This is a genomic window from Rhizobium sp. CB2179 (genome assembly GCF_057653455.1).
Window position 1 is genome coordinate 123,093 of sequence record NZ_JBYGKR010000006.1, and the last position, 11,082, is coordinate 134,174.

At 60.4% G+C, this 11,082-nt stretch carries 10 protein-coding genes; 7 read left to right on the forward strand and 3 right to left on the reverse strand.

What is annotated here, in order from left to right; all coding sequences use genetic code 11:
* Window position 1: 1 nt before the first annotated feature.
* Complete coding sequence (locus tag AC244Q_RS36115; RefSeq protein ID WP_003555616.1) at window positions 2-1,102, forward strand: ABC transporter ATP-binding protein; 1,101 nt, start codon at window positions 2-4, stop codon at window positions 1,100-1,102.
* Window positions 1,103-1,152: 50 nt separating this feature from the next.
* On the opposite strand, the gene AC244Q_RS36120 is transcribed toward AC244Q_RS36115, so the two are convergent.
* Complete coding sequence (locus tag AC244Q_RS36120) at window positions 1,153-2,064, reverse strand: dihydrodipicolinate synthase family protein (protein ID WP_012760756.1); 912 nt, start codon at window positions 2,062-2,064, stop codon at window positions 1,153-1,155.
* A 149-nt stretch (window positions 2,065-2,213) separates the two neighbouring features.
* Between AC244Q_RS36120 and AC244Q_RS36125 the strand changes: the two genes are divergently transcribed.
* Entirely contained in the window at window positions 2,214-2,918 is a 705-nt protein-coding gene (locus tag AC244Q_RS36125) for a GntR family transcriptional regulator (RefSeq protein WP_003555614.1), read from the forward strand.
* Between the two features lie 29 nt (window positions 2,919-2,947).
* Here AC244Q_RS36125 and AC244Q_RS36130 read toward each other — a convergent pair whose 3' ends face one another.
* A complete protein-coding gene (locus tag AC244Q_RS36130; protein WP_128407726.1) occupies window positions 2,948-4,246 on the reverse strand; it encodes an alpha/beta fold hydrolase in 1,299 nt (432 codons plus the stop codon).
* Between the two features lie 122 nt (window positions 4,247-4,368).
* On the opposite strand from AC244Q_RS36130, the gene AC244Q_RS36135 reads away from it, so the two are divergent.
* Together AC244Q_RS36135 and AC244Q_RS36140 are read left to right on the forward strand one after the other, a co-directional pair.
* Window positions 4,369-5,577, forward strand: a complete 1,209-nt coding sequence (locus AC244Q_RS36135) for a M24 family metallopeptidase (RefSeq protein WP_432431729.1) — start codon at window positions 4,369-4,371, stop codon at window positions 5,575-5,577.
* 273 nt (window positions 5,578-5,850) lie between these two features.
* Entirely contained in the window at window positions 5,851-6,591 is a 741-nt protein-coding gene (locus AC244Q_RS36140; RefSeq protein WP_164902379.1) for a DUF4231 domain-containing protein, read from the forward strand.
* Between the two features lie 123 nt (window positions 6,592-6,714).
* On the opposite strand, the gene AC244Q_RS36145 is transcribed toward AC244Q_RS36140, so the two are convergent.
* On the reverse strand, window positions 6,715-6,897 hold the full coding sequence (locus AC244Q_RS36145) for a hypothetical protein (RefSeq protein WP_164902378.1): 183 nt from the start codon (window positions 6,895-6,897) through the stop codon (window positions 6,715-6,717).
* Window positions 6,898-7,543: 646 nt separating this feature from the next.
* On the opposite strand from AC244Q_RS36145, the gene AC244Q_RS36150 reads away from it, so the two are divergent.
* The 3 genes from AC244Q_RS36150 (at window position 7,544) to AC244Q_RS36160 (ending at window position 11,074) form a co-directional block, all read left to right on the forward strand.
* Window positions 7,544-8,230 carry a response regulator gene (locus tag AC244Q_RS36150; protein WP_003555609.1) on the forward strand — a complete coding sequence of 229 codons (687 nt, stop codon included), beginning with the start codon at window positions 7,544-7,546 and terminating at the stop codon, window positions 8,228-8,230.
* Window positions 8,231-8,232: 2 nt separating this feature from the next.
* Complete coding sequence (locus AC244Q_RS36155; protein ID WP_017997672.1) at window positions 8,233-9,522, forward strand: HAMP domain-containing sensor histidine kinase; 1,290 nt, start codon at window positions 8,233-8,235, stop codon at window positions 9,520-9,522.
* A gap of 118 nt (window positions 9,523-9,640) precedes the next feature.
* A complete protein-coding gene (locus tag AC244Q_RS36160; RefSeq protein ID WP_432431728.1) occupies window positions 9,641-11,074 on the forward strand; it encodes an efflux transporter outer membrane subunit in 1,434 nt (477 codons plus the stop codon).
* Window positions 11,075-11,082 lie beyond the last annotated feature (8 nt).

Consider the following 11,082-nt stretch of genomic DNA (forward strand, 5'->3'; position numbering starts at 1 on the left):
TATGGCACGGCTGGAACTCAAGAGCATCGTCAAATCCTATGGCATCTACGAGGCCGTGCGCGGCATCAGCCTTGACATCGAAGACAATGAATTCGTCGTTTTCGTGGGTCCGTCGGGATGCGGAAAATCGACGACATTGCGCATGATCGCGGGTCTCGAACACATCACCGGCGGTGAGATCGTGATCGGCGACCAGGTCGTCAACCGGCTTGGCCCGGGCAAACGCGATATCGCCATGGTCTTTCAGAACTACGCGCTCTATCCGCACATGACGGTGCGGGAGAATATTTCGTTCTGCCTGGAGCAGCAGAAGCTCGCCAAGAGCGAGATTGACGCCCGTATCATCAGGGCGGCGGAAACCCTGCATATCAGCGAGCTGCTCGGCCGGCGCCCGGGCCAGCTTTCGGGCGGCCAGCGCCAGCGCGTCGCGATGGGGCGCGCGATCGTGCGGAACCCGAAAGTCTTTCTCTTCGACGAGCCGTTGTCCAATCTCGATGCCAAGCTTCGCGTACAGATGCGCACGGAGATCAAGCGGCTGCACCAGCTGTTGCCGACGACGACCGTCTACGTCACGCACGACCAGGTCGAGGCGATGACCATGGCGGATCGTGTCGTGGTGATGAATGGTGGCATCATCGAACAGGCGGGGCCGCCACAAGCACTCTATCATCGGCCGGTCAGCCAGTTCGTCGCCGGCTTCATCGGCTCACCGTCGATGAACTTCTTGTCGGCGACGCTGCTATCAGGAGACAAGGGTCTCGTCGTCAAACTGACTGACGGCAGCGAGCTTCCAGTGCCGAAGGCGCGCGCCGGCGACTATGCCAGCCATGCCGGTAAATCAGTCGTGTTCGGGATCAGGCCGGAATCGATCACCGACCGCCAGGCCCGTCCTGGTTATGCCGACATCGAAGCTAAGATCGATCTTGTGGAACCACTCGGGCCGGAGACCATGGTCTATTTCGGCATCGGCGAGGCAAGTCTTTGCGCCTGCATCGATCCCGAGAGCGGGCCCAGGCCGATGTCGACGATGCCGCTCTCGTTCAACATGAACCAGATGCATCTGTTCGATCCGGCGACCGGCCGGTCGCTGGCGCTTGCCTGAACCGCAAACACTGAAAGGCCGGCAACCGCGAGGGTCGCCGGCCTCGATGATCAGGCAGCCTGGCGGATCTTCGAAGGACGCGTGGCAGCGGCCTTCTCGACCATCGCGGTGACTTCGGCGCGTCGGGCGCCCGAAAGCGGCAGGCGCGGCATGCGAACGCGCTCGGAGCCGCGGCCCATGATCTGCTCGGCAAGCTTGATCGACTGCACGAGGTCGTGTTCGGCATCGAGGTGCAGAAGCGGCATGAACCAGCGATAGATCTTGCGGGCCTCTTCCCAGTCGCCGCGTTCGGCGGCGGCAACGAGCTGTACGGATTCCTGCGGGAAGGCGCTGGTCAAGCCCGAGACCCAGCCCTTGGCGCCGAGCATCAGGCCTTCAAGCGCCACGTCGTCGAGACCTGCGAAGATATCGAAACGATCGCCGAATTCATTGATGAGATCGGTGAAGCGGCGCGGATCCGGCGCGCTTTCCTTGACCGCCTTGATGTTTGGCACATCGGCAAGCACCTTCAGCACATCGGCGCCGATGTTGACGCGGTAGGCCGGCGGGTTGTTGTAGAGCATGATCGGCAGCGAGGTCGCTTCGGCGACGGTACGGAAATGCGCGATCAGCTCTTCGGGCTTCGGCACATAAACCATGGCCGGCAGCAGCATCAGCCCGTCGGCGCCGAGTTTTTCGGCGTCGCGAGCATAGGCGACGGCACGGCGCGTGTCGAATTCGGACACGCCCGTCACCACGGGAACGCGGCCGTTGACGACCTCGACGGCAGCTTTCAAGATCGTGCGCTTCTCCTCGGGGTCCAGCGAATTGTTCTCGCCACACGTGCCCATGACGATCAGTCCGTTGACGCCATCGTTTACAAGCGCGTCCTGGACGCGCTGGGTCGAGGGCAGATCAACGGAAAGATCATCGTTGAACTGTGTCGTTACGGCGGGAAATACGCCCTTCCATCCTGTGGTCATTGATCGAGCCTCGTTGAAACTGGTTGCCTTATATACAAACTGTCGACAAGATTCAATGATGTGAGCTTACATATTTGAGACCCCGAAGACCGACATTGCGAGAATCGGCCGAAACGCAATACAAGGCTCTAACAAAAGAGGGCGGACGAATGCGGAACGACGCGGAAAATGTGCGGGTGCGCGGCTCTGGCACGCAGAGCGTCTATGTGACGCTCAGGCAGGAAATCCTGTCGATGGCGCTGGAACCCGGCAGTCCGCTCGACGAAGTGCGGCTGTCGGAGCGTTTCCGGATGTCGCGGACACCCATTCGAGAGGCGCTGTTGCGGCTCGCCGCCGATGGGCTCGTCACGACGCTGCCGAACAGGAACACGATCGTCGCAACGATCGATTTCGCAAGCCTGCCCACCTATTTCGAAGCGCTGACGCTGATGTACCGGGTGACGACGCGCGGCGCGGCGCAACGGCGAAACGGCGAGATCATGAAGACCATCCGCCGGCATCAGAAGGACTTCGCCGATGCCGTTGCCGCGCGCGATGCCTATGCGATGATCGAGGCCAACCGCGAATTTCACGTCGCGATCGCTGAACTAGCCGGCAATTCCTATTACACGGCCTTCTTCGCCAGGCTGCTCGACGAGGGCCGCCGCATCCTGCGCCTTTACTACTCGACATTCGACGACCGCCTGCCGCGCCAGTATGTCGACGAACACGAGGAGATCATCGCCGCAATCGAGGCCGGTGACGTCGAGCGGGCCGACCAACTGGCGATCGCCCACGCCGGGCAGATCGTCCGCCAGATCCAGGAATATATTGCCCGCGACCTCGACCGGCCGGTGGCGATCAGCATGTCCTGACGCGACGAGAGCAATGAACCGCTCGAGCCTCAAGAGGCGAGGGGGCCGCCTTGCTCTCTGACCAAGGTCATCAGCCGGCGCAGGACAGCCGCCGACTGGCGAACACCGTCATGCTCGAATTCGTTGGTCACCCATGCCTGCACATTGGCGACGTGGCGCGCTGTTTCGAGCGAAAGCCCGGCATCGACATACATGTCGTCATGATAGATGACCGCGGCGACCGGCACCTCGTTTGCAGCGAGACGTGCCGGAGCATAGAGCGGGGCGTAGCGCTCAAACGTTGCCAGCGCCTCGACACCTGCCCTGAAGGCCCTAAGCGAGCGAATTTCCTCGAACATCCAGGGATACATCATCTCCCCCGTCAACAGCAGCGGCCGCCGGTCGCCGGCAAAGGCCGGATGCTCGGCGCGGATGCGTTCGGCTGCCCAGGCAGTCGGCGTCCCGGCCTGGCCATAGATGCTTTCCTGCAAAACGGCGAAGAGCGGATTGTCGTCATATGAGGTCAGCGACATCACCGACGCGAGGAAGCGCTCGGAGAGACGTTCTTCATTGGGACCGGAGAAAGCCTCGTCGACCAGCCAATGGATGTTCTCGTAACCCGGCGCCATGCCGAAATCGATGCCGATGGTCTGAAAGCGGCGAACGGAGAGGCGATCGCCATCGGGCAACCGCACCTCATTGGTCTCGATATAGTCGGCGATCCGGCCGATGCGTTCGGCATCCCCGGGGTAGCGGCGGTAATAGGCGGCGTTCTTTTCGGTAACGCGCGGGTAGGTGCGCCGATAGACATCATCGGCCGTCGCCCCAAGGCCGGCAAGGCCGCCGGTGACATAACAGGCGGAAAGTCCCTCCGGCGCCTTCGAGAGATAGGTGAGTGTCAGGAAGCCGCCATAGCTCTGGCCAAGCGTCTGCCAGCGCCCGCCGCCGAAGACGGTTTTCCTCAGATGTTCGCAATCGGCAACGATGCTGTCGGCACGAAAGAGGCTGAGATAGTCGGCTGCGGCCCTGCCGTCGGCAAAGTGCTCCATCGTCGCACTTTCGATCCGGCTGCTGCGCCCGGTGCCGCGCTGGTCGATCAGGATAACGCGGTGCGTCTTCAGGGCTTCGGCAAGCCATGGCGGCCCGCCGTTGCTCGGCCGCGGCGACTTTCCGCCAGGACCGCCTTGAAGGAAAGCCAGCAACGGCAGTGTTTCACGACGGCGGGCGGGATCGCACACTTCACGTGCAAAAATCCGGATCGTCTCACCCTCCGGCTTCGACCAATCCAGGGGCACGTCGACCATATGATCGCGCATCAGCATGCCCGGTGTGGTGTATTCGACCGCCATGGCTATCTCCTCACTTTTCATGTCGACATATTGCCTACACCGGCATTAGTGTCGGTTCAAGATGCCCGCTGCAAGGCGAGGGTTTCATCGATCCGGAAGCGCAGGAAAAGCAGGAAAACAACATGTCGTGGCAGCACCCCGTACCCCGCATCACTGAGGACGAACGGCAGAACCGCCTCGCCGGGCTTCGGAAACTGATCGAAGCCGAAGGATTGGCTGCCGTGCTTCTTGGGCCGACCGAAAGCCTCCACTACTTCACCGGGCTCGTCTGGCATCCGAGCGAAAGGTTCCTCGGCGCGCTCGTCACGCCCGCGACCATTTCCTACATCGTTCCGGGGTTCGAGCGGAGCCGTGTCGAAACGCTGCCACATCTGCCGGGGGAAATCCTGGTCTGGGAAGAGGAGGAGAGCAGCGCCGCTCTCATCGCCCGCCTTGTTGCCCAGGGCGGCAGACTTGCCCTCGACGATGGCTTGCCGCTTTTCTTCTATCACGCATTGGCAGCGGAGATGGGCGCGGCAAGGCTTGCCGATGGCGGGCGGCTGATCCGCGACCTGCGTTGCATCAAATCGGCCGCGGAGCTTGCCCTCATTCAGTATGCGATGGACCTGACGCTCGACGTCCACAAGCAAGTGCATGGGCTTTTGAAGCCGGGCATCAAATCATCCGAGGTGGTCGAATTCATCGACCGACAGCATCGCCAGGCCGGCGCCGATGCCGGCTCGACGTTCTGCATCGTCTCCTTCGGCGCGGCGACCTCGCTTCCGCATGGCGCCGACGGCGATCAGGTCCTTGGTCGCGACGACGTCGTTCTCGTCGATACCGGCTGCCGGATCGACGGTTATCATTCCGATATCACCAGGACCTATATTCTGGAGGACGGCAACAGCGCGTTCGAACGCGCCTGGTGGATCGAGCGCGAGGCGCAACAGGCCGTCTTCGACGCAGCCCGGATCGGCGCCGCCTGCTCGAGCCTCGACGATGCGGCCCGCAAGGTGCTTGCCAAACACTCGCTCGGCCCCGACTATCGCCTGCCGGGTTTGCCTCATCGCGCCGGTCATGGCCTCGGGCTCGAGATCCACGAGGAGCCCTACATCGTTCGCGGCAACGACGCGCCGCTTGCCGCCGGCATGTGTTTTTCCAATGAACCGATGATCGTCTTCCCCGGGAAATTCGGGATCCGGCTGGAAGACCATATCTACATGACCGCCGAGGGACCACGCTGGCTGACCAATCCGGCGGCGGGACCGACAAGCCATTCTCCTGAGAAGGCCCCATCTCGCCCGCTCAGGCAGCGCCGATTTTCAAGTGGCTGTCAGGCTGGGCGACCTTGAGGAGATCATCGCCGCGATCAAGCCTGACGATCGCTCACGCCGCGCAGATCGTCCGACAGCACCAGGACTAAATTGGCCGCGATCTCGGCCGGCCGCTGGCGATCAGCGTAGCCTGAAGCGACCGGATTGAAGAGGTGGAGGCTGCCCCGGCCCGCACATTAGCGAGAGGTGCCGGAAATTCGATCCGTAAAGTATTACTTCGCAAACATTACTTGCTTTCTGGCGTGGTAAAAGGTTGACTATGGTTAACCCTATAGTCTCGAGGATAGGATGATGGATTTGTTTAGAAGGGAGGGGGATGACCAGGCTCAACTGAAGAAAATGACACTAAATAGCAGATATAGAAATATAGCGGCGATGCTTTCGATTGCAGTGGTTGCCCTGTCTATATTCTTGATATCGATTGGTGCTTTAATTGAGTTTTTTCAACCCGCATTTTTGTCAAACGTCATTCTCGACGACGTCCCTTTGCACTACATCGCCTGGTTCATGATAACCTTCGGGATCACTATCGCCGTCATCAACGTGATTTTGGCGGCAAGGCGGGAGATCGAGCAAGAGACGGCCGAAAGCATGCTTCCATCGGACGCAGCCGAGATCAAAAGGCAGGCTTTGCGTGACCTTCGAACACATCGAAACGGCTATGCTCGTTCCTCCAGGGTTAATCAATATCTCTGGAATTTTCTCACCTTGGCGATCATCGTTTTGAGTGGCCTTTCATCATTGTTTTCGGCCTATGGACCGGTTGTCCCGAATTGGCTGCCAATGACCGCTTCCGCGCTCGTGGCGCTTTTCGGCGTCATAATGGTCCAATTTCGCGTCAGGGATGTCTGGCAATTGAGAGAGCAGGGCAGGATTGAAGCGGAAATGCTGGTCGCCGATGCGCATCTCATTGAGACGACAGACAACCTTGCAACGCTCAAACAGGTAGCCGCCCTCAGAAGGCGCGCCCATGCACTTGAGATGAAACAGCTCAACCAACTCTTCGTGGAAACCACAGAAGCAAATCGGTAAGTCACTCTCGGCATATGGCGGGACCGTTCTTCTGAGCGGACATATGCCTCGTCGCTCGAGCACGTGTCGACTGACGCTCCACGACTTTGACAACGAACCGATGCCTCACGACGGTCCCTAGTGTCAGCGTTCGCCTTCTATTTCGGCCCTTCGCTCTGCGCCCGTGCCGCGCTCGATGGCTATTGCCGCCTTGCCGGCATTTGCTTCCTCGAGGCGATGCGCCGCAACCTCGTCGGCGTCGGTAGGCTTGTTGAACTGTTCGATCTGTCCGGTAAACACGCCCTGATCACCCGGAGCATCAATCACCCCGTTCCCCCAATGGAGATGTCTTCCAGGTGAGCATGACGCTCTATTGGAACGGTTTCTGCGCGTCCTGAGTGGATCCCGGGACTCAAGAAAGAAGCAATTGAGACATAGTTCTTTGAAGCAAGCTTCGATAACCACCGCCAAATCTCGACACAGATGACTTTCCGCTCCGCAAAGCGGCACCGCAGAATATTTCGATGTGCCTTGGACACACGACACTCCGGATCGAACTGAGGTCGAACTCTAATAGCTGTGTGGATGTTAAGCGCGGTTAAGGAAGTGTAAAGTTTGGTAAAGGTTCTCTCTGCGACACAGGCCAGGTACGCTGTTGGCCGAGAAAATGCAGGACGCGCAGGCGGCGCGGGGCCGCCTGCGGGGTAACGCGTCCCGCGGTCTCGTTCCGGGGGGGGAATTCGACCGAAGAGGTGGTCAAAGGCATCGATGCCTTTTCCCGATCCGCGCCAACTCAACGAGGGATTGCGGGCCATGTCGCTGCAATCCGGTTTCAGCGCGTATTATGTCATGGCAGGATCAGTAGCGGGACGAACGTTAAGTGCGGTCAAGTTAGTGTTAAGTTAGGTAAAACTTGGCTGCGCGACTGTATTTGTGCTGTATGGCTTGCCGGGATTGAGAGCGGATAATGCGAATGAACAAGGTTCTCCTTATCGACGACGATGCCGAGCTGACGACGCTTCTGCAGGAATATCTGGTCGAAGAAGGATATGAGGTCGTCACGGATACAGACGGGCGCGCCGCCATTGCCGCGGCGGCCGGCAATACGGTTGATATTATCGTGCTCGACATCATGATGCCTCGGATGAACGGGATCGAGGTTCTGCAGAGGATCAGGAAGCTCAGCCAGGTTCCTGTGCTGATGCTGACCGCAAGGGGCGATGACGTCGACAGGATATCGGGTCTCAATCTCGGCGCCGACGACTATGTGCCGAAGCCATGCTCGCCGGGCGAACTTGCGGCGAGACTGCGCGCCATCCTCCGCCGGGCGGGCCAGCCGGCGGCCGGTGCTTCGATCGACATCATAAGGGCGGGAAAACTCGTGATCCATCCTGGCAGCAGGATCGCCGAATGGCGCGGCGAAAGCTTGGACCTGACCGGCACGGAATTCAGCCTGCTCGAGGTCCTCGCCCGCAGCGCCGGCCAGCTCGTGTCGAAGCAGGACATTTCGAAGCGGGCCTTCGGCAAGCCGCTGACCCCGTTCGATCGCCGGATCGACGTCCATATCAGCAGCGTTCGCCAGAAGCTCGGACTGAGGGAGGATGGCCAATCCTGGATCCAGTCCGTTCGCGGCCAGGGCTATCAACTTCTCGTGGACTGAGTATGCCCCGGCTTTTCTGGAAATTCTTCACGACGATCTGGTTGACGATGGCGGCAACCGTCGGCGTCATCATCCTGCTCGTCAATTTCCTCCAGGGCGTTCCTTTTGCGCGCGAACTGGAGGAAGAGCGGCGAGTGATTGCCCTGAATCTCACCGCAAACATGCTCGCCAGAGATGGCGAGGATGCTGCCGCGCATTTCGTGCGCGCAAGTGAAGAGACGCTACCATCTGGTCTGACGATCTCCAAAACGGCGAAAGCCGATGCCTGCGCGGTTCAAAAGACCGTCGACACACGATTCGTCCTGAAGGACGAGGTTTGCTACCAGATTTCCCTGCCGGCCAAGGCGACGTTCACGTTCGAGAACTTCGGTCCGTTCTTGCCGTGGCTCACGATCCTGATTTCGAGCACGATTTCGGCAGGTGCACTCGCCCGATATCTCATTCGTCCCGTGGTGCATCTGCGCGATGGCTTGAGCGCGCTCGCCCATGGCCGCTTCGATTTCCGCATCGGTGACAAGATGGCCGGCCGAAAGGACGAGGTTACCGCGCTTGCGCATGACTTCGATTCCAGCGCCGCCCGGCTTCAGGAGCTGCAGGATGCGCAGCAGAGGCTGTTCCATGATGTCTCCCACGAGCTGCGTTCGCCTTTGTCCCGCCTGCAGGCCGCCGTCGGCGTGCTCCGGCAGAGCCCGGCGAAACTCGGCGCCATGCTAGACCGCATGGACCGGGAGGTCGAACGGCTGGATGCGCTGGTCGGCGAAGTTCTGACGCTTGCCAGGTTGACTGCCGGATCCAGCCGGCCGCTGAAAACGCACGCTCTTGATGTCATCGAGCTGCTCAACGAAATTCTCGGCGATGCGGCATTCGAAGCTCAGGCGCGGGAGGTCTCAATCACAACCAGTGTCGAGGGCGTTTTCCGCGCCGAAGTCGAAGGCGAGCTCATCTACAGGGCGCTCGAAAACGTCGTCCGCAACGCCGTCAAGTACACAGCCGAGCATTCGCGCATATCCGTATCGTGCGAGACGACAGACGAGCGCCTCAAAATCTGTGTCACCGATCAGGGGCCAGGTGTCAGTCGAGACGAACTCGAACGGATCTTCCAGCCGTTCTCACGCGGGAACGAGGCTGTACCGAGAGGTGGATATGGCCTGGGTCTGGCCATCACCAGACAGGCCATCGAGCGCCATGGCGGGCGGGTACATGCGTCGTTGCCGGATGCCGGAGGTCTGGCAATCACCCTGGAGCTTCCCCGAAAGCCGACACTCTATGGTTCGGCTGACGACCAAGCCTGATCCGGCCCAGCGATTTTACCTAACTTTACAGTGTCTTTACCGCCATTAACGTTGGCGTCGCTAAGCCTGAACCCACGATCCCGGTTCAGAAAGCTCGCCCGTGAATCCGTCGCTCTGCATGAACCTATCATCGCTCCGCTACGCCGCATCGGCGGTCACGCTTCTGCTGGCAGGCTGCGTCAGCGGCCCGAATCACGTACCCCCAGAGATGCCGCTTCCTGCTAAATTCAAAGAGGGGAGTACCAAGAGCAACGGCGATGTCGTGGCGGCGCAGTGGTGGACGGCTTATCGTGACAAGCGGCTCGACGGCCTGGTGGCTCATGGCCGCAGCGAGAACCTTGATGTCCTGCAGGCGCTCGAGCGCATCAATTCGGCTTCCGCCAATGTCACGGTTGCCGCTGCCGGTGGCCTGCCGAGCCTCGATGTCGGCGCATCGCACACGGTATCCGGTGAGAAAGGTTCTGAGCGTACGACGATCGGTACCACGAATGAGACAGGTGGCGAGGCCAGCCTTTCCTGGCTGCTCGACATCTTCGGCCAGTACCGTCGCTCGAAGGAGAGTGCGATCGCCTCGCTGGGGGCCGCCTATGCAACGGCCGACAATGCAAAGCTCACCTTTCTGAAAGACCTGGTCGAGAGCTATATCGACGCCCGCTATAATCAGCAGCGCATCGCGCTTTCGCAGGCGAATTTGAAATCCCGCCAACAGACTTACGAACTCACGCAGCTGCAGCTCAAGGCGGGTGCGGCCTCCCGCCTCGACGTCGTTCAGGCCGAGGGTCTGGTACAGTCGACAAAGTCCGACATTCCTGGCCTCGAACAGAGCTTCACCGAATCGGGCCATCACATTGCCACTCTGCTCGGGATGCCGGCGGCCTCGCTGATGGGCGAACTGCAGAAAAGCGCCGGCCAGCCGGTTTTCCGCGGCGACATTCGGGCCGGCATTCCGGCCGATCTCATCCGCAACCGTCCAGATATCCGCAAGGCGGAACGCGAGCTGGCGGCGGCTGTCGCCGATATCGGGGCCGCGGAAGCCCAGCTCTACCCGTCGATCTCTCTATCCGGATCGATCTCGCCGAGCTGGGTCAAATCATCCGGTGCAAGCGGCGGAACTCTGACCAGTTGGACCTTCGGGCCGACACTCAACCTGCCGATCTTCGATGGCGGCAAATTGCGTGCGAATGTCGACATCGAAAAATCCGATGCCAGGACCCAATATCTCGCCTGGAAAGCGGCGGTGCTGAACGGGGTCGAAGAGGTGGAAAATGCGCTGTCGGCTGTTCGCCGTGACACGCAGACGCTCGAACCGTTGCGCAGACAGGTGCAGACGGCACAGGAGTCGCTTGCGCTTTCGACCACGAGCTACAAGGATGGCGCCTCGTCATTGCTCGATGTCCTGGAGGCGCAGCGGTCGGTCTCCGATGCCCAGGAGAGCCTTGCCGACACCGTGCAACAGGTTGCCAAGGACTATGTGGATCTCTACGTCGCCATCGGTGCCGGCTACCTCAACCGAGAGAACGCCGCCTCCAAGCACACCGCAAAGGCGGGCTAATTGGTGGC